The organism is Trichocoleus desertorum ATA4-8-CV12, assembly GCA_019358975.1.
In the GTDB taxonomy this organism is placed as follows: domain Bacteria; phylum Cyanobacteriota; class Cyanobacteriia; order FACHB-46; family FACHB-46; genus Trichocoleus; species Trichocoleus desertorum_A.
This window is the reverse complement of sequence record JAHHIL010000006.1, coordinates 140,004-164,327: the sequence shown is the minus strand read 5'-3', so window position 1 is coordinate 164,327 and position 24,324 is coordinate 140,004. Positions and strand designations below refer to the sequence as shown.

At 48.9% G+C, this 24,324-nt stretch carries 19 protein-coding genes and 1 pseudogene; 12 read left to right on the top strand and 8 right to left on the bottom strand.

The window, feature by feature from the left end:
- Positions 1-7: 7 nt before the first annotated feature.
- From KME12_08360 to KME12_08350, 3 genes and pseudogenes are all read right to left on the bottom strand, one after another.
- Positions 8-1,000 carry a pentapeptide repeat-containing protein gene (locus tag KME12_08360; GenBank protein ID MBW4487788.1) on the bottom strand — a complete coding sequence of 331 codons (993 nt, stop codon included), beginning with the start codon at positions 998-1,000 and terminating at the stop codon, positions 8-10.
- 67 nt (positions 1,001-1,067) lie between these two features.
- A complete protein-coding gene (locus KME12_08355) occupies positions 1,068-2,777 on the bottom strand; it encodes a hypothetical protein (GenBank protein MBW4487787.1) in 1,710 nt (569 codons plus the stop codon).
- A gap of 253 nt (positions 2,778-3,030) precedes the next feature.
- A pseudogene (locus KME12_08350) lies at positions 3,031-3,329 on the bottom strand (hypothetical protein).
- A 287-nt stretch (positions 3,330-3,616) separates the two neighbouring features.
- Here KME12_08350 and lepB point away from each other — a divergent pair.
- A complete protein-coding gene (gene lepB, locus KME12_08345; protein MBW4487786.1) occupies positions 3,617-4,219 on the top strand; it encodes a signal peptidase I in 603 nt (200 codons plus the stop codon).
- 4 nt (positions 4,220-4,223) lie between these two features.
- Here lepB and KME12_08340 read toward each other — a convergent pair whose 3' ends face one another.
- Both KME12_08340 and KME12_08335 read right to left on the bottom strand, forming a co-directional pair.
- Positions 4,224-5,489, bottom strand: coding sequence for a dihydroorotase (locus KME12_08340; protein MBW4487785.1), 1,266 nt, complete (start codon positions 5,487-5,489; stop codon positions 4,224-4,226).
- A gap of 13 nt (positions 5,490-5,502) precedes the next feature.
- On the bottom strand, positions 5,503-6,861 hold the full coding sequence (locus KME12_08335) for a histidine phosphatase family protein (GenBank protein ID MBW4487784.1): 1,359 nt from the start codon (positions 6,859-6,861) through the stop codon (positions 5,503-5,505).
- Between the two features lie 368 nt (positions 6,862-7,229).
- On the opposite strand from KME12_08335, the gene KME12_08330 reads away from it, so the two are divergent.
- From KME12_08330 to KME12_08295, 8 genes are all read left to right on the top strand, one after another.
- Complete coding sequence (locus KME12_08330) at positions 7,230-8,828, top strand: CPBP family intramembrane metalloprotease (GenBank protein ID MBW4487783.1); 1,599 nt, start codon at positions 7,230-7,232, stop codon at positions 8,826-8,828.
- Positions 8,829-8,962: 134 nt separating this feature from the next.
- Positions 8,963-9,220 carry a TM2 domain-containing protein gene (locus tag KME12_08325; GenBank protein MBW4487782.1) on the top strand — a complete coding sequence of 86 codons (258 nt, stop codon included), beginning with the start codon at positions 8,963-8,965 and terminating at the stop codon, positions 9,218-9,220.
- Between the two features lie 24 nt (positions 9,221-9,244).
- A complete protein-coding gene (locus KME12_08320; GenBank protein MBW4487781.1) occupies positions 9,245-9,739 on the top strand; it encodes a DUF2752 domain-containing protein in 495 nt (164 codons plus the stop codon).
- A gap of 57 nt (positions 9,740-9,796) precedes the next feature.
- Positions 9,797-9,979, top strand: coding sequence for a hypothetical protein (locus KME12_08315; protein MBW4487780.1), 183 nt, complete (start codon positions 9,797-9,799; stop codon positions 9,977-9,979).
- Positions 9,980-10,105: 126 nt separating this feature from the next.
- Positions 10,106-12,592, top strand: coding sequence for a heavy metal translocating P-type ATPase (locus KME12_08310; protein ID MBW4487779.1), 2,487 nt, complete (start codon positions 10,106-10,108; stop codon positions 12,590-12,592).
- A gap of 213 nt (positions 12,593-12,805) precedes the next feature.
- Positions 12,806-13,246 (top strand): FHA domain-containing protein, encoded by a 441-nt coding sequence (locus tag KME12_08305; GenBank protein MBW4487778.1) that lies wholly within the window; start codon positions 12,806-12,808, stop codon positions 13,244-13,246.
- A 98-nt stretch (positions 13,247-13,344) separates the two neighbouring features.
- Positions 13,345-13,776 (top strand): FHA domain-containing protein, encoded by a 432-nt coding sequence (locus KME12_08300; GenBank protein ID MBW4487777.1) that lies wholly within the window; start codon positions 13,345-13,347, stop codon positions 13,774-13,776.
- Between the two features lie 215 nt (positions 13,777-13,991).
- Complete coding sequence (locus KME12_08295) at positions 13,992-14,414, top strand: FHA domain-containing protein (GenBank protein MBW4487776.1); 423 nt, start codon at positions 13,992-13,994, stop codon at positions 14,412-14,414.
- A 73-nt stretch (positions 14,415-14,487) separates the two neighbouring features.
- Here KME12_08295 and KME12_08290 read toward each other — a convergent pair whose 3' ends face one another.
- Complete coding sequence (locus KME12_08290) at positions 14,488-14,835, bottom strand: hypothetical protein (protein ID MBW4487775.1); 348 nt, start codon at positions 14,833-14,835, stop codon at positions 14,488-14,490.
- Positions 14,836-15,266: 431 nt separating this feature from the next.
- Here KME12_08290 and tmk point away from each other — a divergent pair, with 431 nt between their 5' ends.
- The gene (gene tmk / locus KME12_08285) at positions 15,267-15,950 is read left to right on the top strand and encodes a dTMP kinase (GenBank protein MBW4487774.1); all 684 of its coding nucleotides are present in this window, start codon (positions 15,267-15,269) and stop codon (positions 15,948-15,950) included.
- Positions 15,923-16,876 carry a DNA polymerase III subunit delta' gene (gene holB, locus KME12_08280; GenBank protein MBW4487773.1) on the top strand — a complete coding sequence of 318 codons (954 nt, stop codon included), beginning with the start codon at positions 15,923-15,925 and terminating at the stop codon, positions 16,874-16,876. Before tmk ends, holB begins: the two co-directional genes overlap by 28 nt.
- On the opposite strand, the gene KME12_08275 is transcribed toward holB, so the two are convergent.
- Positions 16,873-18,027, bottom strand: coding sequence for a quinone-dependent dihydroorotate dehydrogenase (locus KME12_08275; GenBank protein MBW4487772.1), 1,155 nt, complete (start codon positions 18,025-18,027; stop codon positions 16,873-16,875). The genes holB and KME12_08275 overlap by 4 nt on opposite strands.
- Before the next feature lie 418 nt (positions 18,028-18,445).
- On the opposite strand from KME12_08275, the gene KME12_08270 reads away from it, so the two are divergent.
- Positions 18,446-21,271: a GAF domain-containing protein gene (locus KME12_08270; GenBank protein MBW4487771.1), complete on the top strand. Its 2,826-nt coding sequence runs from the start codon at positions 18,446-18,448 to the stop codon at positions 21,269-21,271.
- A 62-nt stretch (positions 21,272-21,333) separates the two neighbouring features.
- Here KME12_08270 and secA read toward each other — a convergent pair whose 3' ends face one another.
- Positions 21,334-24,126 (bottom strand): preprotein translocase subunit SecA, encoded by a 2,793-nt coding sequence (gene secA / locus KME12_08265; protein ID MBW4487770.1) that lies wholly within the window; start codon positions 24,124-24,126, stop codon positions 21,334-21,336.
- Between the last annotated feature and the right edge of the window lie 198 nt (positions 24,127-24,324).

Below are 24,324 nucleotides of genomic sequence, written 5' to 3'. Positions count from 1 at the left end.
AACCAATTTAATGATTGACTCTACCATCGGGCATTTTGGCTCCTTTCAGGTTGGCGTTCATTAAATTTGTGCTACTAAGTTCGGCCCGGACCAAGTTGGCATCGGTCAAGTTGGCGTAACTTAAATCAGCTCTTGCTAAATAAGCATCAATTAAGTTGGCATCAGTCAAATTAGCGTGACGAAGATTAGCACGGCTCAAGTCAGTGCGGCTCAGCTTTGCGGCACTGAGATTGGCTTGCTCTAGTTTGGCGCGGCTCAGCTTAGTATCGGGCAAGATGGCGTTGTGCAGATTCGCTCCTGTCAAATCAACGTCACATAATATGGCTCGCTCCAGTTTGGCGTTAACCATGTTTGCTCCTACTAAAATCGCACCGCTAAGCTGGGCTTCTGTAAGGAAAGCGCCGTTAAGAATAGCGTCTGTGAGGTCTGCGCCGCTCAGGTCAACTTCTCTTAACATAGCCTCGCTCAAGTTCGCGCCTCGGAGGTTTACTCTGGTTAAATCTGCACCCGTTAAGTTAACGCCCCTCAAGTCTGTTTTGGCTAAATTTGCGCCTCTTAAATTGGCTGTGTATTGACGATTTTCCTGGCGAAAATTTGCGCCTCGCAAGCAAGCCCCTGTGAGATCTGCGCCGCTCAGGTTAGCGTTGCGTAAATCAGCATCGATTAAGTTAGCGTCCAGTAGATTCGCTAAGGTAATATCCGCACTGCGAAGATCAGCAGCTTGCAGACTAGCGCCGTGGAGGTCCGTGTCACTGAGGTTGGCTCGATGTAAGTCTGCTTGATTGAGGTTAGCACCACATAACTTAGTGCCAATGAGATTGGCTCGGCTCAAATTGGCTCGACTGAGATAAGCAAAAAGCAGTGATGCTCCTTGTAAATCAGCTCTTGATAAGTTAATCCCAATTAAATCTGCGCTGTTGAGATTGATGCCAGCCAAACTTAATCCGTTAAATTCCGTTTCACCTGCTGCATAGCGATCGATTAGTTCGTCAGCATTCATAGAAGATATATAAAATTTGGTGAGAGTTAAATTGCAGTTCTGCTAGAGTTTTCGCTTTTGAAAAGCTTTATTGAAAAGATGAGGTTTGTGGTGGCAGGGTGGAGGATAATTCGCAAGTTTGCTCCAAATTACTGGGCGATCGCTCAACAGCATTCTTGGAGGAATTTGAAGCGGAGAAAAACTGACGAGTATGCTCATCATCCGCTTCAACAATAGTGTGACCAGTGGTTAAAAGCGTTTCTTCAAAATTGAGTTTAATTTTGGTTTGCTCAGATGAGAGCTGACCTGAGTAAATGGGTGATGGGACGGATGTGGCTAAGATCAGTTGTTGCTGCCGTTGTATGAGGGGGTAAAAGGGTTTAACGCACTGAATAATAGCCCCTGCTGCCTGATTGTATTCGGCGGAATCTTCTAAGCAACTAGCAATAATTTCTAGCCGAGATTCCAGAGTCGATAAAGTGTCGCACTGTTCCAAGAGTTGCTGCAATAAATCATCAAAGCCACAAGATTTGAGTGTAGACCAATCGGCAGTAGTAAAAGAAAACTTATGCTTAAGGACTGAAAAGAGTAAAATCTTGGCTCGCAGAGGATTGGTATACTTCATGATTTCGAGCCGCAACTCGAAGAGATCGTAAGCATTTTCTACTGCTGTGGTTGTTCCTTGTGGTGGCTCCAGTGGCAGTGATGAATGATGATCGGTTGGTTGATTTAAGCTAACTTGAGCTTGCTGACCTAAAGACTGAACTGCTGGAACTGAATGAGTTGAGCAACAGTAGAGGGCTTCGAGAGCCTGGGTGAGAGTATCCGCAATTAAAAAGTATTCTGCTTTTCGGTTTAAGGTATTAACAATATTGCATAAGAGTAGTTTTAGATCTGCGATCGCAGGAGCCATGGCGTGCAACTCCTGAATTAAAACTTCTAGTGAAACTTGATGGAGATTGTCTGGATCATTCTCCCAATGATTTCTACAAGCACAGAAAACTAGCTTTTTAATCCGAATCTGCTCTGGCTGGGCTTCTAAAAAGGATGCGATTTGTATATAAGAAGTTAGTTCTAGAGGATTAGAAATTTCAGTTTGTTGAGGTTCAATAATTAAATTTGTTAATTCAGTTTGAATAACTATCTGTGTACTACAATCATTTGTTACTAACTGAGTTGAGTCTGCCTGCTTAGGATATAAATTGCCAATTTGACCTAAGATGGTATTAGCAACAAGAGTGTATTCTGCTTGTCGATTCAGTGTTTTGACAACGCTGTTAAGTACCAGGTTAAGGCTTTCGAGAGTGGGGGCAATTTGTAGCAATTCTTCGAGTAACTCTTGCAGGTTATATTGACTGAGGCGATCGCCGTCATTTTCCCAAATATTTCTACAAATATAAACTAAGATTTTCTTGATTCTAATTGAGTTTTTGTCTTGAGAAAACCTATCAATAATTTGAAGGATTTGCTGCTGTTTCGAGGCGATATTCGGCTTTGGCTGAACCTCAGAATAAAGCTTCCTAATTTTCTGCAAGATAAGATTGGCAGTTAAGCTGTATTCAGCGGGTTTGCTCAAGCTACGGGCAACTTTATTAAGCTGAGAGTCTAGCTCAGGTAATTTAGGATAAAGCTGAATTAACTCTTGAATCAGAGTATTAAGCGGATAAGACTTCAGCGTATCCAAATCATTTTCCCAAGTGCGCTTGCAAATATAAAAAATCAGCTTCCTAATTCGAATGGAATTGGAGTGCTGTTCTAAATCGTGGGCGATCGCATGTATTAGTTCTCTATTTGCCATGCTGCTCTGTTGGGGAGAATGCACCTAAGTGAATCAAGGCAACTCAAGGAAGAAATCTCGTAGAATTCTTTACTTTAAACATGCCCAGTTACTTAGATGAACTTGGTATATCACCAAGAGATTAATTCGGCTCAATCCCTACTCTAGACTCAGACGATCTGGAAATCCCTCAGTTTGGGCTGAACGTTAGCGCTTGACCCCGGATGTCCTTATTCAATTTTCCGTGGTCATAAACGACTTTGCCTCCGACAATAATAAAGTCAATCACGCCATCGAGTAGGGCTTGCCATAACACCTCATTATCGTGGGGCGATCGCAGCGGTGGATTTATCTGAGCCATCGTGCCAATCTTGGCATAGGCATCTGTATTTAGTAGCAAGTGTTGGGAGGCACTTCTGCCGTCACATTTCTAAGAAATGAAGTAACGCCTCCTTGGGCACAGGCACAACTGGCGGTAAATAAATCTTCCTTGTGTTCCAGACCTGGTTTGCGGAAGTGGACCTGCGGGTGAATCACTCCCGGCAACAAAGTGAGTCCTTGAACGTCTATTATTTCCTGGCTCCCAGAGCTGTTGATCGTATCTGAGTACTTGAGCCTGACGGATGAGTAAATGAGAGGCAGCATTCATCACGCTAACCGTTTGTGAGATCAGTAACTGGCTAAGATAACGTAAATAATCGCGTGTCCAAATATCGATTTTTATGTCAGAGTTTTACAAGCTCCCCCTGCTTCATCGCAGTGTCAAACCCATTTATAGGTTTGAATTGATAGGCTGGTAGTCTGAGTAAATCTTATAACTCTGAACTGATACCGCTCTTTTCCTTGGTAACTAAACACCTATGACTCGTGTGCAGAATCAAGCGCCTGAAGAAAATACCCAACCACAAGTTGAAAATCCTTGGCTAGAGGGGTTCAAGACAATAGGGCTGAGTGTCATTTTAGCTTTGGGAATTCGCACTTTCGTCGCTGAAGCACGCTACATCCCATCTGGGTCAATGCTGCCAACGCTACAAATCAACGATCGCCTCATTGTAGATAAACTCAGCTACCATTTCCAGAGCTTAGATCGAGGTGATATTGTCGTGTTCTCACCGACTCAAACCTTAGCAGATCAAGGCTTTAAGGATGCTTTCATCAAACGCATCATTGGTCTGCCGGGTGAGAAGGTGGAAGTCAAGGGAGGGCGAGTCTTTATTAATGATCAACCTCTGCGAGAAGATTACATTGAGGAGCAACCAAGCTACCAGTGGGGGCCTGTGCAGGTAGCTTCTGACTCTTATTTAGTGTTGGGCGATAACCGCAATAACAGCTACGACAGCCACTATTGGGGATTTGTCCCTCGCGATCGCATTATTGGTCGAGCTGTGGTGCGCTTCTGGCCTCCCAACCGAGTTGGAGAGCTAGGGCAAGATCCAGCTTATAAACTCAAGCCTGCTCAATAACTCGTTAAGCACTAGCGCACCAAGTTTGCACGATCTGACCCAGCACCTCTTGACCGAGCCAAGGTGTATTAGTGGACAGGGATTTGAGAGATTGTCCGCTCACTACCCAAGGTTGGTTGGGGTTAAACAGAGCCAGTTCAGCAGGTTGACCAGGCCCGACTGCTGCAACAGGCTGCTGTAAGCATTTGGCTGGATTGCTACTGAGGGCTTGCCACAGTTCTAAAGCGCTCCATTCGCCACTGGTGACAAAGCGTTGCCATAGCAGCGGCAGTGCCAGTTCTAATCCGATCGCGCCTGGAGGAGCCTCGGCAAAAGCCACTGTTTTTTCTTCGTAGGTGTAAGGAGTGTGGTCAATGGCGATCGCATCTAACACGCCTTGCCTGATGCCCTCCATTAAAGCGGCTTGATCCGCTGGATTGCCTAGTGGAGGCTCCAGCCGTAAGTTGGGGTCGTAGCTTTGAATCGCCTGACTATTGAGCAGCAAATGCATCCAGGTGGTGCTAGCCGTGATGGGTAAGCCACGCTCTTTAGCCGCTTGAATTAACTCCACGCTCCGAGCTGTCGAAACTCGCATGATATGCACAGGGGTGCCGATCGCGGTAATGAGTTCTAAAAGCGCGGCGATCGCAGTGGTTTCGGCGATCGCAGGACTTCCAGGTAAGCCAAAGCGAATCGACTCTGGTCCCTCTCGCATCACCCCATTACCCGCTAGCTTGGGATCGCAAGGCCAAAGTGCTACAGGTTTTTGTAATGGCTTGAGATATTCCAGTAACCGCCGCAGTAGCCCATAACTAGATAAGGCTCGACCATCGGCAAAACCCACAACGCCCGCTGCTGCTAGTTCGGCTAGCTCGGTCATTTGTTGTCCTTGCACCGCTAGCGTCAAAGCGCCCCATGCCTGAACTTGGACTGAAAGCTGAAATTGCCGTTTGTCTTCCAACCAGGCGAGTCCAGCAGGATTATCTAGGGCGGGAGTCGTGTCAGGCAGGATATTTAGGCGCGTAAAGCCACCTGCGATCGCTGCCTGCTGTAAAGAACGTAAGCTTTCCCTGTCCTCAAATCCGGGTTCGCCAGAGTGGCTATATAAATCGACTAACCCTGGCCCTAAGATCAAGCCTCGACCATCTCGTATCTGAGTATCGGTGGGCCACTCAGAGATAGAGTCTGCGATCGCCTCAATTTTGCCATCGACAATCAAGACATCTGCCACGCGATCGGTCACTGTAGCAGGATCTAAGACTCGGACTTGTTGGAGCAGTTCATTAGTCATGGTGCCTTCGTACTTACAAAGCTCCTGCTGCCGTTTTGTCTAAGACTCCACCTGCTAGGTGAGACGTAATATTCATCGCTTGCAAGACAGGTTGCCCTGCTGGGCCTTTGGGGTAGTCAATCACACTCACCGCACCATTCCCTTGCTTGAAGTTCCAGAAGTTTTCTGGCCCTAAGCCCGCCACATGACACAGAATGGCCTTGTTAATGGCATCATGAGCTACCACTAGTACAGTTTGAGGGGTAGGGGATGCAGCCGCTGTTTCGACAATGGCGTTCCAAGCTGCGATCGCCCGATCCCACACCTGTTGCAAGTTTTCGCCCTCAGGCATTTGCACGGCTTCTGGGGTGGCTTGCCAGCGCTGCAACTCACCCGGAAACTCTGCCTCAATCTCTGACTCTAGCTTGCCTTCCCACAAACCATGACTGATTTCTTGCAAGGTATCGTCGAGCTTTAATTCAATGGTGGGGTGGTGTTGCAGAATAATTTCTGCTGTTTCTTTGGGCCGCTGCATTGAGCTACTCACTGCCGCATCAATACTAATGGAGCGCAAAAACTCAGCCGCTTGTCGAGCTTGCTCGCGCCCATTGTCGTTGAGTGGGACATCAATTTGACCTTGGAAGCGCTTTTGCCGATTCCATTCCGTCTCCCCGTGCCGCACTAGCAAGAGGCGAGGTCCCTTTTGTTCAGAGCGACGCTTTGGCAATGGTTCGCCAAAGTGAGCTGTCAAGTTCAAAGACTCTACCTGCACAGGCGCGTCTAAGCCACCTGCAAAGTTTAAGACTGTGATGCCGCAGTTAGATTGCTGTAAAGACTGGTAGCGATCGCAATCTAGACCAATGGCGGTGCTAATCAAAGCTCGATTAATACCGCTGTGAGCGACGACCAGAATTGTTTGATCCCCATGCCGAGGTAAAACTTCTTGCCAAAACTGTCGAGCTTGCTCGTAAAGCGCTGGGACTGGAAAGAAATCAACCGTACCGTTTGGGCCAGGGATTTCCATCCGTAGTTTATGGGGCTGGTCTCGCCACAACTGGATGTCATCGGGGAATTTGGCTTCGACCTCATCAAACAATATGCCTTCCCAGAGCACTAGATTGATTTCTTTGAGGTTGTCGGTTAGCTGGATTTCGGGGGGATAGTGAGTAGCCGCCGGAAAGCAGGAAAGAGCCAGCTGAGCCGTTTCTTTCGCTCGTTTTAGTGGGCTGCTATACACCGCATCAAAGGTGAGGCCACTCAAAGCTGCCCCAACCTTTTGAGCTGCAGCACGACCTACTTCAGTTAAGGTTGATTGGTCACAGTGACCCTGAACACGGCGCTCAACGTTATAGCTACTCTCGCCGTGGCGCACAAGAATGACACGAGTACTCAGGGCTTTATCCTCCAATCAAATCAGGGCAAGGGTGTAAGAAATAGAGCGATCGCCAACGATGCAGACTCTTTAAAACAAGACCAGTAGAAAAACAAGACCAGTAGAAAAGAGACCAGAAGAATTTTACCCCGTTGAGGAGACGCGCTGGATCATGAAAGATACGGTCTGCTCTGCTTTCGGTGGTAGCCGCGATCGCCTATCTCTCCTGAAAAGCTGATGGCTCTAACTGCTGATAGGCCACGGAGCAGGACTAGCAATGAGATAATGCCTTTGAGGCTGATTAACATTGCACTCACATTGATCGAGCTGAACGGGTTCATCACTCCAAATTGGGGGTGAAATCACTGCACTTGCTGCTGGGGAAGGGAATGAGACTGAAGTCATTGATTTTAGGGGTTCTGACGATTATTGCGATCGCTTTTATTGGTTTATCTTTAGCCCAAAGCTGGAGCCAGCCTCAAGTTCAGAGCGATCTAGAACTCTATCAAACCAATCTGTTGCTGCACGCTTCCGAGTGGCAAGGTGATGCCAATAGCGAGGTAGATCTCAAAGTGGCACGGGATAAATTGATTGGTGATGAACCTGTCAAAGCCGCCTTGAAGCAGTATCAAGAGGTTCGCCAATCGGTGGCAGGCGCTTTAGACAAGTTACAAACGCGATCGCAACCTCAACTCAATCGGGCTATAAAACCAGAAACTCAGCCCAAAGTGGCTCCAGTGACAGAAACACCTGCTCCCAAAACTCAAGCAGAACAAAGCCAAGAACCCATCGCTCAAATGAAGCGCCTCCATAATCTGGACTTGCGGTTAGGAGTTTTGCAAGCCCAGCAGGGGCAAACCGATGCGGCTCTGGCAACTTGGAGTCGGCTAATTGATACCACTCAGCCCAGCAGCAGATTTGGTAGTTTGGGTAACACAGCAACCGCTTTATTGGGGTTGTGGAGTACACCTTCCCAGCTCTTGCCCAATGCTGAACTCCAAATTAAACAAGGATTGGATGGCTGGTTTCGCTACCAGGCTCTAGCGCGGTTGTATGAGTTGCAGCAGCGCCAAACGAGTCTCAGGGAGCTACAGGCCGCCGAACAAGATCTGGCTCAGCAAGCCGCCTTTAAATTGTTACTCATTGCTGGGATTCCAGTCTTTGGCTTTTTGATTGGCATTGCCATTTTGATCTATTTGGTCGTGCAGTGGCTGCTGAAAGGAAAACAAGCCCTGTTAGTGCAAAATGGAGCCTTGAGTTGGCCAACTTCCTGGGGTGGCGAAACTATTTGGCAAGTTTTAGTCCTGTTTTTCGTAGGGCAATTCTTTGTCGGTCAGATTGCCTTGCCCTTGGGGCTTCAGATTTTAGGGATTAACCCCGCTAGCTTTGATAGTCGGACGCAAGCCATTTATATTCTGGCTGTGTACGCCTTGCTGGTAAGTGTCGGGCTTCTGGTTCTCTACAGCTCTTTGAAGCCATTCTTACCCTTCCCTGATGAAGGCTATGAAGACTGGTTTCGCATCAATGGCCGAGGCAGTTGGTTTTGGTGGGGTCTAGGCGGTTATTTCATGGCCCTACCTCTAGTGATTTTGGTGTCGTTGATCAACCAACAGTTTTGGCAAGGGCAGGGAGGCAGCAATCCCATTTTGCCGATTGTATTAGAGGGCCGAGATAATGTGGCCTTGGTAATCTTTTTCCTAACCGCCTCGATCGCAGCTCCTTTATTTGAGGAAGTGATGTTTCGGGGGTTTCTGCTGCCCTCGCTAACCCGCTACGTGCCTGTCTGGGGAGCGATTACAATCAGTGCTTTTCTATTCGCCCTCGCTCACCTAAGCCTGTCAGAAATATTACCGCTGATGGTTTTGGGGATGGTGCTGGGATTTGTCTACACGCGATCGCGCAATCTCCTCGCTCCCATGCTGATGCACAGCCTCTGGAATAGCGGCACTTTGCTGAGTCTCTTTATTCTGGGCAGTGGCTCAACTTAGGCTGAAGCATTCGGTTGAGATAAAAAATTGAATCAGAGACGAGTAGGTTTCCGTTTCTCGTTAATTGCGTGGTGTAGTTGGGCATACTGACTGCGGAATCAATTCATACCCGCTTTTCAAGGAGACCTACTTAAATGACTAGCTCCAATCAAGCTGATAAAAAAACTGCTGCTGGCATTTGTGGCATTTTGCTAGGAGCCCTCGGTGTTCACAAATTCATTTTGGGCTACAACACCGAAGGCATTATTATGCTGCTCGGCACTTTGCTGACTTGCGGCATTGGCGGAGCCATTATGGGAGTGATTGGTTTGGTAGAAGGAATTATCTACCTCACCAAGTCAGATGAAGAGTTCGTTAGCACCTACGTATTGACTAAAAAAGGTTGGTTCTAGAGAAACCTAAGCCTGGTTTCAACTATGTTGGCATTCTCCAAACATGCTTTATCTCGCCAAGGGCGGCTCATTCGTTGGGGAGTGTTGGGCCTATGTGCTGCGCCCATTGCTGGAGCTTACTGGTATAGCCAAGGCTACCGCTTACCTTTTTTAGGCTGTCCCATTCGGCATTTAACAGGGATTCCTTGCCCCACCTGTGGCATGACCCGGTCGTTTATGGCGATCGCTCAAGGTGACTGGAATCAGGCTTTAGTTCATCACTTGTTTGGGCCTGTGCTTTTTGTCAGCTTGGCGATCGCGGCAGTGCATCTATTGGCTGAACTTGTAGTGGGGCGACGGATTACGACTGGCTATTCTGCCCTAATTAGTCAGCGGCAAGTGCATTATCTGGGGCTAGCAATGTTTTTGAGCTACCATATTTGGCGACTTTACGGCTTGTCCCAATCAGGAGAATTAAGTCTGGCGTTTCTCCACTCTCCTCTAGGGCACATGCTATTCGCTAGCCCAGGCATGGCTTAAACTCAATTTCCCCTTTAGGTCAAGCACAACTGAAGTTTTGTTATTAGGTAGGCTCCGATGCTAGCGCTCAAACGTAAAAGGCTATTGTTCACTCTTTTGTTGGCACTGATTGGGGCAGGGTACTTTAGTGCTATGTCCACGGTAGAGGTAATGCCATTCTTAAAAAGCTCTATTGCCCTGCTACCGATTCAAGTCGGAGCTTTGATTTATCTGTTTATGTTCCGGCGCGAAACCAATTGAGATTCCAAATTTGGGCTTGAGAGGAAAAAACTTAGCGTTTTTACGGCAATTTTTGGAGTCTTCGCCTACCCTCAAAGAAGAGATGCCAATTTAGGTATCCCGTGATGGCGGTAGATCGAGAAGCTTATGCAACTGACTCCAGACCAAATTGTTGCAACTCCAACCTCCCCAGAAATTGTGACTTTAGAAGTTGCGGGGATGAAGTGTGCAGGCTGTGTCAGAACCGTAGAACAGCGGCTCAGTCAGCATCCGGGAGTGATTTCCGCCTCAGTCAACTTAGTAACTGAGGTCGCAACAGTTGAGTGTGCAGCAGGAATTGCTGATCCTGCTATTTTGGCTCAGGCCGTGACCGAAGCGGGCTTCCCGACACAAGCTAGATATGCAGCCACAGCCACTGATGCTACGGCTAGAGTTAACTCTGCCTTTCCAAGCTTTAGAGAACGCCATCAACTTGAAATTCAACAACAAACCCGCCGAACTGCGATCGCAGGCTTACTTCTACTGCTGTCTGGGCTAGGTCACCTCGGACAGTGGGGATGGTTAACTCTTCCGGGTCTCAGCAATATTTGGTTCCATTGGGGTCTAGCCACGCTGGCACTTTTGGGGCCTGGACGTTTCATCTTAGTCGAAGGTTGGCGAGGGCTACGACGCAACGCCCCTAACATGAATACACTCGTCGGTTTGGGCACCTTCACTGCTTACACCGCCAGTTGTATTGCCCTGTTTTTTCCCAGGTTGGGCTGGGAGTGTTTCTTTGATGAACCCGTGATGTTAGTGGGGTTTATTTTGTTAGGCCGTACGCTAGAGCAGCGAGCTAGAGGCCGAGCCGTTGCCGCTTTTGAAGCTTTGGTATCGCTTCAACCTCGGGTTGCCCGACTGATCCCCCAACCCACAATTGACCCCGGCAATCAAACTGCGCTCACCTCACAAACTTGTGTCGAAATTCCGGCGGAGCGAGTGCGAGTAGGGGAGTGGCTGCAAGTGCTACCGGGAGAAAAGATGCCTGTAGACGGCAAATTGGTAGCTGGGCAAACCACAGTCGATGAGTCGATGCTGACTGGTGAATCGTTACCTGTGCTCAAACAGCCTGGGGAATTGGTCGCAGCAGGCACCCTGAACCAATCAGGAGCGATCGCCATCCAAGCCACCCGCACAGGCAAGGACACGACGCTGGCTCAAATCATTGCTCTGGTAGAAACGGCTCAAACTCGCAAAGCCCCGATTCAGCATTTGGCCGACACCGTGGCTGGGTACTTCACCTATACGGTCATGGCGATCGCGGCTGTCACCTTTGCTTTTTGGTACGGAATCGGCACCCATCTCTGGCCCGAAGTTTTGAGCCGCCCCGTAGCGATCGCTTCCCTAACGACTCATGCTCACCTGATGCAGCAGAGCCACTTAGCAGACTTACCGACACAGACCTCGCCATTATTGTTAAGCCTCAAATTAGCGATCGCCGTGTTGGTTGTTGCCTGTCCCTGTGCTTTAGGCTTGGCGACTCCAACCGCGATTTTGGTGGGTTCTAGCTTAGGGGCTGAGCAGGGATTGCTGATTCGAGGAGGCGATGTACTGGAGCAGGTGCATCACCTCGACACCATTGTGTTTGATAAAACTGGTACTCTGACTGGGGGGCAGCCCACTGTTACCGATTGCTTACCTCTAGTCACTGCTAGCGCCAATCTTGAACCACTCTCTCCCCAGGATTTATTACAGTTCGCTGCCACGGTTGAAAACGGTGCCCGTCACCCCCTAGCCGCCGCAATCTTGCAGCAAGCCCAAGCTCAGAATTTGGATTTTCTACCTGCCAAAGATTTCCACACGGAACCGGGGCTGGGAGTTTCGGCATTAGTCAGCGATCGCCCAGTGGTGCTCGGCAATGCTGATTGGCTGCGGCAGCAGGGCATTCCTGTGAGTGACCTAGCCCAGCATCAAGCAGAAATATTAGCGAAAGCTGGCAAAACGGTTGTCTATGTTGCGATCGCAGGTACATTAGCTGGGTTAATTGCTGCCGTTGATCTCCTGCGGCCTGATGCTTGTGCCACTGTCAAGCAGCTTCAGCAAATGGGCTTACGTGTTTGCCTCTTAAGTGGCGATCGCTCCGAAGTAGCAGCCACCGTTGCTCAAGCGGTTGGAATTGCTCCGGAGAACGTGCAGTCTGAGATCCGTCCAGCCGGAAAAGCAGCCGCGATCGCTCAGCTACAAACCGAGGGGCATCGAGTCGCAATGATGGGGGATGGCATCAATGATGCGCCTGCCTTAGCGCAAGCAGATATTGGTATTTCCCTGTATTCAGGTACCGATGTCGCCGTGGAAACCGCCGAGATTGTGCTGATGCGCGATCGCCTGATGGACGTTGTACGATCAATTCGACTGAGTCGCGCTACCTTTAACAAAATCCGTCAGAACTTATTCTGGGCCTTTGCTTACAATGTGCTGGGTATTCCCTTGGCTGCGGGTGCTCTTCTCGTAACCACAGGTTTTGCTCTAAGTCCAGCAGCAGCGGGCGCTATGATGGCTTTTAGTTCTGTCAGTGTCGTCACCAATTCACTTTTACTTCGCTATACTCCCGCTGCTAAAAGGGATGAAACGAACCCAAACTTCTCTCACTTCTAAGATCACCCTCTAGCTTCAAAAAGTAACAGCGATCGCTAAAGCTTCAAATATTGGTTTTGCATGCTAGTTTTGAAGCACTATCACGCTCAAAAGCCCGTTCGGATGGGTAACCTTAAGACATAGCTTATATTAGTGGTTTCAAGGCACAAAATCTTCAGAATCTCGTCAGGCTCTGCATTATAACTTCTAACTATTTGAAATTCCCACGGCCTTATGTCTTCAGCACTTAAGCAAAATCATCTTTTAATCATTGAAGATGACAAGGGGCAACGACACTTTACCCTTGACGGTTCGGTCTATACAATTGGCAGAGATTCCAAATGTAATATTTGTCTCGCCTCTCTGTTCGTGTCACGGCGGCATGCCACCTTAGTCAAACTGCCTAAGGAAAATGGCAGCTATTACTACCGTATCCAAGATGGCAGCCTGAAAGGTAAACCCAGTGTGAATGGGTTGCTGATTAATGGATACAAGCTGCAAGGCCATGACTTACAAACCAAAGATGTAGTGGTATTTGGCCCTTCGGTGCGAATTATTTACTTTGTTTTAGAAGAAGATGAGCTGGCTAACTTAGATCCTGATGAGCTTGATATCCCAGAATTTGATGTGACATTAATTGATCCTAAAATGGTAGGAGTTTCTTCGGAAGATTGAGGGTTGCCTTTAACACTTTAGTATTCTTGATGGCAATCTTACGTTACTGACCCGCTATACCATCAAACTAGGTCGTCTATTGTACTTCCCGCGCGGCAATGGTACCAGAACTATCCCAAAACCACTTATTGATTATTGAAGACGCCAAAGGTTGGCGCAAGTTGGTTCTTGGTAAACCTCGGTATTCAATTGGTAGAGACCGCAAGTGTGATATTCGCCTCTCTTCACTCTTTGTGGGTCGCCACCATGCCAACTTAGTACAACAGTTGCACGACGATGGTAGCTATTCCTATCGAATTGTGGACGGTGATCTAGAGGGCAAGCCTAGTGTGAACGGGCTGCTAATCAATGGACATAAACTCCAAGGTCATGATCTCAAGAACGAAGATATCGTTGTTTTTGGCCCCTGTGTGCGAATAACCTACTTTGTTTTAGAAAACGAGACCCTTGATCTGGACACACTGGATCTACCTGAATTTGATATCACTTTGATTGATCCCAAAATGGTGGGAGCCGCTTGCGAAGATTGACTGGCGATCGCTACTATATTCGCTCAAAAGCTTTGGACAGGCTTTTGTTACAGTCGAGGAGCTACAGAGTAATTAAAGTGAAGCTGGGTCGATAATTAGAGAAAATAAGCTAGGATACAGGCACCAAACCTGACTGTTCTAGTTGGGCTGTCTATTTTTGATTTTGATCAATCCTAGCGATTAACTTGTTTGTTCACGGCACCACTTACTTGGCAATGGCACCAGAACCGCCCCAAAATCATTTATTAATTATTGAAGATGACAAAGGCCGCCGCGAGTTTGTTCTTAATAACCCTATCTACTCGATCGGGAGAGATCCCAAATGTGATATTCGTTTGATTTCTCAGTTTGTTTCTCGTCGTCATGCCACTTTAGTACAACTCCCTCGTGAAGATGGCAGCTATTACTATCGAGTTGTAGATGGCAACCTCAAGGGCAAACCTAGTGCGAATGGCCTCTTAATTAACGGTCGTAAACTGCAAGCTCATGACTTGCAGAATGAAGACGAAATTATATTCGGACCGCAAGTAAAAGCCGTCTACTATTTGCTAAAGCAAGATGGGATGTCAACCATACCGCCAGATGAGTTCGATATTACATTAATTAGCCCCGGTATGATTGGCGATCCAGAAGATTGACCTGAATGTGAATATCTACTTGTGGGCTAGCTAGTCAGATCTCTAAGATCTGGGCTAGCTTCTTTTAAGATCATTATCCTGCAACTGCTTCAATGAGTTGCCAATGCCGATTTTCCGCTACAGCTCGGCTAACCAACTCATACATCTGGTGGCAATGATTATCGAGATGAAGGGGTAGTTCTTCATTTTTAATCACAAAATTCATCCGAATCTCGCGATCAGTGGCAACCGATTTATCAATCAGAACTTCTACTGTGACTAGTTTTGAAAAGGAAATATGACCAGGCACTTCACGTGCCATCAGGTAATCACCCGTGTCATAAATGATGTCAAAATTACAGGATTCTAGAATCCCGATCAGCTGTTGCTGGAGATTGTTAACAGGTACTTCAACGGTAAACAGACAAGTATAGCGAGCCATAGGCAACCCCAGGCGTGGCAGTTTTAAGACCTTCCTATCATAACGTTCGCTAAGCATGGCTAAGTCATACTTAGGTTAATAGCTAGGATAAGACTCAAATCATAAGGGCCAATCGTACCATTCAAAGCTTAGGCTGCATAAAAGCGGGAAGCTTTGCAATTAACCTCAGCATGTTTGGCTTGGCCTTTACCAGCTTCTAGCATACCAGCCTCTGATCCGGACAGAATGCTTGCAATTGAGAAAGTCGAGGCCAGGTGAAGTGGCATAAATCACTAATTTCTAATGGCAACGAGCTTGTATGTACTGTCGGTACCCGATTTCTGCTAGAGTGCGTCGGGGCCAAGGTCAATGAATTGATTTGGGGAGTGGCCTGCCAGTAGCACTTCGGGCAGAATCTATGTGCGTGGTGAGGAGTCATTCAATAGCAGCTTATGCAAGGTCGGTTGATTGTTTTTGAAGGAGTTGAAGGCAGTGGGAAAACCACCCAAATGCTGCGATCGCAAGCATGGCTTTCTGAAAACCAGTGGTTCCAGTTACTCAAAGCTCAAGATCTAGCTCCACCCATTTTGGTGACCCGGGAGCCAGGAGGCACCGAGCTGGGATTAGAGTTACGTCAGTTGTTGCTGGGCTATCAAGGGCAAGAAGCAATTCAAAATCGAGCTGAGTTGCTTCTCTATGCCGCCGATCGCGCGCAGCATGTCGATGGCTATTTAAGGCCGCAGTTAGCTCAGGGATCTCTGATTTTATGCGATCGCTATACCGACTCCACAATTGCCTACCAAGGGTATGGGCGGGGGTTGGATCTAGCCTTGATTGACCAACTCAACCGAGCTGCAACAGGTGGCCTAGAGAGTGATTTGACTTTATGGTTGGATGTGGATGCCGAAGTGGGTTTGGCTCGGATGCGACAGCGAGGCCAAGCTGACCGGATCGAACAAGCTGATTTAGCCTTTCACCAGCGAGTGCAACAGGGCTTTCAGTCATTACATCAGCAGTATCCAGAGCGGATGATTCGCATTGATGCGAGTCAGAGTGAACAGGCCGTTACCCAACAGATTCAACAAGTTCTCAGTCAGCGCTTAACGCAATGGTATCAACCGTTTTTGCACCCCTAATCGGACAATCGCAGGCTGTGGAATTGCTGCACCAAGCCGTACTTCAACAGCGAATTGCGCCTGCCTACTTGTTTGCAGGCCCATCCGGTGTAGGACGTAGTTTAGCGGCTCGGTGTTTTCTAGAACTGCTATTTAAGCGAGATGCGCTGTCTGCTAAACAACCAGGACTGCAACAGCGTCTGCAACAAGGTAACCATCCTGATCTGTTGTGGGTGGAACCGACCTACTTACATCAGGGCAAATTGCTGTCAGCAGCGGAAGCTGTAGCTGCGGGGCTTAAACGGAAAGCGCCTCCTCAAATTCGTCTTGACCAAGTGCGGCAATTGGCACAGTTTCTCGGTCGTCCCCCGATGGAAGCAACCCGCTCCGTTATAGTGATTGAGCAAGCAGAAACAATGGCGGAAGCAGCTGCAAATGGATTGCTGAAAACGCTAGAAGAACCAGGGCCAGCGACGCTGATTTTGATTGCGCCGGGAGCCGAAGCTTTGTTGCCGACATTGGTATCTCGCTGTCAGCGGATTCCCTTTCATCGCCTGAGTACAGAAGCACTCGCTCAAGTGTTAGAGCAGGAAGGCTATGCCGAGATCTTGCAGCATCCAGAGTTGTTGGAGATTGCTCAAGGTAGCCCCGGAGAAGCGATCGCTAGTTGGCAGCAATTGCAAGCGATTCCTCCAGATCTGCTAGCCACTCTGACTCAGCCCCTGCGCTCACCGCGTGAAGCTTTAGAGCTAGCTCGGCGTTTGGCCAAAGCCTTAGATACAGAAGCACAACTTTGGTTAGTAGACTATCTACAACATGCTCTTTGGCGATCGCGGCGGCAACCCAAACTGCTGCAACACTTAGAGAAAGCTCGCCAAGCTCTCCTTAGCTATGCCCAGCCTCGCTTGGTTTGGGAGGTGACTCTGATGGCGATCGCTCAACCTTAAGCTTGCGTATTGATGCCAACTGCATCGGCTAAAGTGGCGAGTCCTTGTTGCTCCAGCTTTTGCCCCAGCCCGGTCAAAATTCGCCGTACCATCCACGGGCCTTCGTAAATCCAGCCTGTGTACACCTGCACCAAACTGGCTCCAGCGGTAATTTTCTCCCAAGCATCCTCTGCGGTAAAAATGCCACCGACGCCAATGATGGGCAACTGACCTTGAGTTTGTTGGTAGATAAAGCGAATGACTTCTGTGGATCGTTGTCGCACTGGAGCACCACTGATGCCGCCTGCTTCGTCCTGCACTGATTTGCCCGTGGCTTCAATCACCTCTGTTTTGAGGCCATCCCGTCGAATCGTGGTGTTGGTAGCAATGATCCCCGCTAAGTGATGTTTTTGGGCCAGGGCAATCACATCCGCGATCGCCTCCCATTCTAGATCGGGCGCAATCTTGACTAACATCGGCTTTTGCCGTTGGTTTTCTTGCTGCAAAGCGGCCAAAATCGGTTCTAGTTGTTCAGTAGCTTGGAGCGATCGCAATCCTGGGGTGTTGGGAGAGCTAACATTGATCACAAAATAATCACCCCAATCCTTGAGCAACCGGAAACTGCCTAAGTAATCTGCCGCTGCCTCTTCTAAGGGCGTAATTTTAGACTTGCCTAGATTAATACCAATGGGAATTTTGAGCTGAGAAGCATTGGGTGTTACTTGCCGCTGCCTCCTCGCCTCAAACATAGCCGCCATCGCCGCTGCGCCTTGGTTGTTGAAGCCCATCCGGTTTAAGGCCGCCTGATCCAGGGGTAAGCGAAACAAGCGAGGCTGCGGATTTCCGGGCTGGGCCTGAAACGTCACGGTGCCAACTTCGGTGAACCCAAAGCCCAAATGAGGCCAAACCCCAGCGGCCACGCCATCTTTGTCAAAGCCAGCAGCCAACCCAACAGGATTGGGGAAGCTTAATCCCCACAGCGATCGCTCAAGTCGTGGATCTGAGAAGCAACAAGATTGCTGCAATCGAGCTTGTGCCCAACTCGCAGGTAGCTGATTACCAGTGCGGTCTAACCAACTGAGCAGTTGAAGCGCTTGTAGATGCAACTTCTCTGGATCTGCTTTCAATCCAGAGAAGAGAAGGGGACGTAAACCGACTTGATAGATGTCCAATTTCTTGTGTAATTGTCAGGGATCGAACGGCAGAGGTAAACAGAGACAACTAGAATGTCAAGCTTAGAAGCAAACGCAAATACTCATCAATTTTATGGGCATCTTAGTTGTGGGCATTCTAGATATTACAAGCTCTTTTGCATAACTGGTTGAGTAGATCTATGAGGAAAAGGGGCATCACCAGATAGAATTTTGAGAGCTTGGGAAAATAATCCTGTTTGTGGTCTACCAACCTGCCTGCCATCAGCTGCTCATCTTACCGACCCTGTGGTGACTATCTGCTGCAACCCCAAAAGGGGTTAGAAATGTGTTGATCCAGGCTGCAAGTACCCTTTCAGGTCTAAAGGTGCCTCGGATTTCTCTCTTCCAATTCTTTGTGTAAAAAGCATAAGCTGCCCGGAACCGGAGTCCAAATAACATGGGTCAGCAGAAAGAGCCGACAGCCTACGAAAAACAACTAGTTGCTTTAGGTCGTGTCCTCCAGACCCTACGGGAAGAGGAAAACGTCGATGTTTTAATTGAAACTACACTCAATTATCTACAGGATGAATTTGACTATAGCTTGATCTGGATTGGTCTTTACGATCGCTTAGAGCACCGTCTGTTTGGCAAAGGTGGCGTTATGCCCAATGGTGACAGCTCTTTTTTGCGGCAGCGCTTCATCCTGTCTCCAGGCGATATTTTGGAGCAGGTGGTGATTCAGCAGCGCCCGGTCGGCGTGCCAGATCTACGGGAAGAAACGCGGGCAGGAGAGTGGCGGAAGGCGGCTCAGAAATTCAATATTCAGGGCACGATGCTATTTCCGATTCGCTACAAGGATCGCTGCTTTGGCGTGTCTCTATTGGGGTCAACGCTCTGGGGAGTTTCTCCCCGCTCGGATGAAAAAGCACGACTTTCAATGATTTTTGGTGGTTTGGCCGCAGCGCTCTACCAAATCGAAGAGGATTGGCAGCGACAACAAACCAAGCGGCCAGAGGAGCCGTTGTTAACGCTGTTGTCTAAGTTGCGGATGTTGCCGACTTTAGGGCAACGCTTAGAAGCAGTCGTGGAAGAAACCCACCATTTTATTGGGCCTTCTCGGACCAATATCTATTGGTTTGAGCGAGAACGGCGCTATTTTTGGCGGCGAGTGGGTAATCACCAGAAGACAGCCGGGTTTAGTGATGCGAATCAAGTAGCTTCTGGCATTACAGTGCAGGAAATTAGTGGTTTCTATCAAGCCCTAGCAGCTGATCAACTGGTCTCGATTGGTGAAGCTCACAGTTCGCTCAAGGCGGATACAACCAGCCGATTGATGCAGCAGATCAAGGCGCGATCGCTCTTGGCCGCTCCGATTTTGTTTCAGAACGAGCTGATCGGGTTTCTGGCCGTAGAAGGCAGCGAAGCTCGGATTTGGGAAGAGGAAGAAAAAAGTTATGTCCGGGGTGCGGCTCAACTGATTGCTTTGACCGCTCCCCTAGAAGAAATGGAGGAGATTATTCAACAAACGCGGTTGGATCAATCGCTCACCGCCGAAGTCACCCATGCCATCTACAGCGACGAAGACTGGAAGAGCACGCTAAAAAATTGTGCAGATAAACTCTGCCAACGCCTACGAGCGGAACGCTTTCTGGTTTTGCTCTACGACAAAGACCAAGAGAAGTTTGACATTTGCTACCAAAGCCAACCCGCCAATCGTCGGCCCGCAACCACACCGCTGAATATGCTAAACGATGTGGATTGGCAAATGCTGGAGCGCAGCACCGAAGCGGTAGGTGTAGAAAATTTAGATGAAGACTTAAAGCTGATGGCTTGGCAAGAGGTCTTCCTCGAAATTGGGGTGCGATCGCTCCTCATGTGTAGTACGTCTATTGGTCATCCCTTAGAAGGGTTAGTCGTAATTTGCCATGAAGCAACTCGCACCTGGAGCCGTCCCGAACGAGAGATTCTCCGAGTGGTGAGTCAGCAAATTGGTTTGATTTTGCACCAATGGCAACTCCAGCGGCAAACTGAACAGCAGCAGAAAATCTCCCAGACAATTCAGTGGGGCCTCACCACCATCCAGCAGACTTACCAGCCGGATCGCCTAGAGCGCTCGGCTTTGCAGCACATTGCTCAAATTCTGCAAGTTCCTTTTGCCATCATGGTGACGTGGCTACCAGGGCGACGAGGGGGACGGATTGTGGCCCCAGTGATGGCGAACAGTCAGTTCATGATCAATACAGAAATAGTCGTGCCTGTGCAGACAGATACGCTGGTGCAGTGGGCATTGCAAGCCGACGGGCTGTTACCTTTGACCGCTGATGATCTGACTGTAGAAACGCGACAATGGCTTTCTGGGTCTGGAATCGGTCAAATTTTAGTCATAGCACTCCGCAGCGCTCCAGAGCATGAACCGACTGGAATTGTGATTGTTGCAGATGAGCGATCGCGGCATTGGCCAGAACGACATTTGAATGCTTTGGGTACCCTGGTCAGCCAGTTGGCTTGGTCGCGTCGTAATTTGCTCCTGACCGACACCCTAAAAGCGCAGCGGGAAAGCCTGGAGCGATTGAACTGGTACAAACAGCGCCGGATTGAAGAAATGTATCGTTCGCTCAACTTAACGCTCAAACGCCTCAACGAACTTTCGACTCAGAACGATCCACTGGTGGGCACTCGCTTTCAGCAGAACCTCCGCCAATTTGGAGATGCCCTCAATAGCGTTGGTCAGCTAATTAAGGACGAACCGTGGCGGTTACGGGCCTACTACGAGACGGTGCCTCTGGCCACATTGCTCAAGCGATCGCTAGAGCGAGTCGATCACTTAATTAAGCAACGCCAGTTGTGGTCTCAGGTACATAACAACGAAGGCAACCTCTCGATCGCCGGGGACATCACCAAAATTGAGGCGATTTTGTATGAATTGCTAGTTACGGCTTGTCACCGTTGCCAACCGAGTGGCCGTATTGATATTTGGTGCCGTACTTTAGAAGAGCGTTGGCTAGAGCTGTCAATTACAGACAATGGCGTGATTGAGCCGAGGTTAGTTGCTGAGTTACAGACCGGACGCTCTGTAGACTTGCTGGCTCCTTCCACACTGGATCAACCCCCTGGCTTGCACCTACTAGTTTGCCAATCTTTGATTAAGCAAATGGGAGGCGAATTCAACCTCTACAAGTTAGAGGATGGTCGCGTTTTGAGCCGCTTGGTGATTCCGCTTTCGGCAGGATCTCCGACTGACAAAGTCTACGCGAACCGAGGCAACACCACTGGCCTCTTCTAAAGAAAAAGGGACAGGTTGTTCAACTCCTGCCCCTTTAACCTAGATCCAGTGATTCAAATGGCTTAAACCATCTCAGTGGGTGCTTCAACCGCAGGCTGAACTTGAGGCTGGAACTGGAATAGGGAGTAAACCACGTTGCGGCGAATGTCGGTCATCATCTCCAAGAAGAGTTCATAACCTTCACTCTTGTACTCAATCAGAGGGTCTTTCTGACCGTAGCCACGCAGTCCCACCGATTCTCGCAGCGCGTCCATTTGCTGGAGGTGCTCCCGCCAGAGTGTATCGATTTGCTGCAAGATAAAGAAACGCTCTGCTTGCCGCATCAAACCCGGTTGAATTTGATCGACTTGGGCTTCTTTTAAGTCGTAGGCAATCCGGACCTGTTCATGCAAGAAAGTTTTAATTTCTCCAATCGTTAGGTCGATCAGCTGATCAGGCTCTAGGTCAGACAGGAGGTTGACGAACTCCTTCACCTTGCTTACCATACTGCCGAGATCCCACTCTTCTGAAGGTAAGTCAGGGTTGACGTAAGCTTCCACAATGTCATCCATCGTGCGCTCAGCGTACTTAATCACCTGTTCTTTCAGGTCTTGTCCTTCTAGAACCCGGCGTCTTTCGGCATAGATGGCCCGACGTTGGTTGTTCATCACCTCGTCGTACTCAAAAACCTGCTTCCGGATGTCGTAGTAGTAGGTTTCAACTTTCTTCTGTGCCCCTTCTAGCGATCGCGTCAGAAGACCAGATTCAATTGGCATATCTTCTTCCACGCGGAAGGCATTCATCAGGCCCGCGACGCGATCGCCACCAAAGATCCGCAACAAGTTATCCTGCAAGCTGAGGAAGAACTTGGTAGAACCAGGGTCACCTTGCCGTCCTGCCCGACCGCGCAATTGGTTGTCAATTCGGCGCGACTCATGGCGCTCGGTGCCGATTACATGCAGACCACCCAAGCGAATCACTTCTTCATGCTCACGTTCGGTAAACTGTTCGTATTCTTTGCGGATCAAGTTATAAACTTCCCGCAACCGCTGAATCGCTGGGTTGTCAGTCGGTGCTTTTTCAGATGCAACCGCAACCAGATCTTCTGCTTCTAGTTCTGGCAGCGATCGCTCACCATACTGCTGTACCGCAAAGTCAACGGCTGATCTGAGCTTTTGCTCGGCTTCTTTCGACAGTTGGGTGGGGAAAATTTGAGGAGAAGCTTTCCAGGTTTTGACTTTCTTACCAGGGACAAAGCCTTGGCCACCCCCTCGACTCTCACTCGCTCCTGCAACTCTGGTGACATCAAAAGTATCTTCATCCTCAGGCTGCACGATCCGGGGCATGAAGTACTCGCGCACCTTCAGACGCGCCATATAGTCGGCGTTACCACCCAAGATGATGTCGGTACCTCGACCCGCCATGTTGGTAGCAATGGTCAAGGCTCCCTTACGGCCTGCCTGCGCGACAATCTCTGATTCTCGCTCGACGTTTTCTGGCTTTGCATTCAGTAGGTTGTGCGGAATACCTTGCTGATGCAACAAGTGAGATAGGACTTCTGATTTTTCTACGCTGGTCGTACCCACTAGGATCGGGCGGCCCAACTGGTGGATTTCAGCACATTCAGACGCAACCGCATTCCACTTGGCCTCTTCCGTTTTGTAAACCACGTCCGATACGTCAGCCCGACCTGTTTTACGGTTAGTCGGAACGATCGTGACTTCTAGTTTGTAGATTTTTTCAAATTCCACTTCTTCCGTCTTAGCCGTTCCGGTCATCCCTGCCAGTTTGGGATAGAGCAAGAAGAAGTTTTGGTAGGTGATTGTCGCTAAGGTCTGAGTTTCAGGCTGAATCTCTACGTGCTCTTTAGCTTCGATCGCCTGATGCAAGCCGTCACTCCATCGACGACCCATCATGATCCGCCCGGTAAACTCATCTACAATCACGATTTCGTCATCGCGGACGATGTAGTTTACATCTTTAATAAAGAGTTCTTTAGCTTTAATGGCATTGAAGATATAGTGCGCCCAAGGATCTTTGGGGTCAAACAAGTCCTGAACCCCTAAGGCTTTTTCTGCTTCAATAAAGCCTTCATCTGTCAGGAGGACGTTGCGAGCTTTTTCATCGACTTCGTAGTGACTCTCTGATTGCAATCGCGCTGCTACCTCAGCGGCCCGAATATATTTTTCACTGGGTCGCTCTACCTGACCCGAAATAATCAAAGGAGTACGAGCTTCATCAACCAGCACCGAGTCCACTTCGTCAATCACGCAATATTGGAACGGTCGCTGCACGACATCCACCATTGAGGTGGCCATATTATCGCGCAGGTAATCGAAGCCCAGCTCACTGTTGGTGGCGTAGGTGATGTCGCAGTCGTAGTTGCGTTTCCGCTCGTTGGGGGTCATGGTCTGCTGAATCAGACCCACGCTCAAGCCCAAGAAACGGTGTACCTGCCCCATCCATTCTGCGTCCCGACGAGCTAGGTAGTCGTTTACGGTGACAACGTGCACCCCTCTGCCGAGGAGAGCATTTAGGTAAGCTGGCAATGTAGAAACCAGAGTCTTCCCTTCCCCAGTCTTCATCTCGGCAATCTGGCCATCGTGGAGGATCATGCCGCCCAAGAGCTGGACATCGAAGTGGCGCATCCCCAGCACACGCTTGCCAGCCTCTCGAACGACAGCGAAGGCTTCTGGTAGAAGGTCGTCAAGGGATTCCCCTTGTTCAACCCGCTGTTTAAACTCTGCCGTTTTGCCGCGTAACGCTTGGTCAGAGAGTTCTTGGATTTCTTCTTCGAGCAGGTTGATCTCGGTAATAATGGGTTGATATTTTTTGAGCTTGCGTGTGTTGGGATCGCCCAGCAGATTCTTAAGCATGGCAGGAGGGAGAGATATTTCCTTGAAAGCGCTTTGTTAACGAGATAAAAGTCCAATGTAACAAAGCTAGGTCTGGGATTTTCAACCAACCTGTAAGTTGACGGCTGCATTGAGTAAGTAGAAGCAAACTATGCACCTAAGCAACCGATGCGCTTACAGACTCAGATTGCCGACCCAAATCATTATTTATCCTATCAT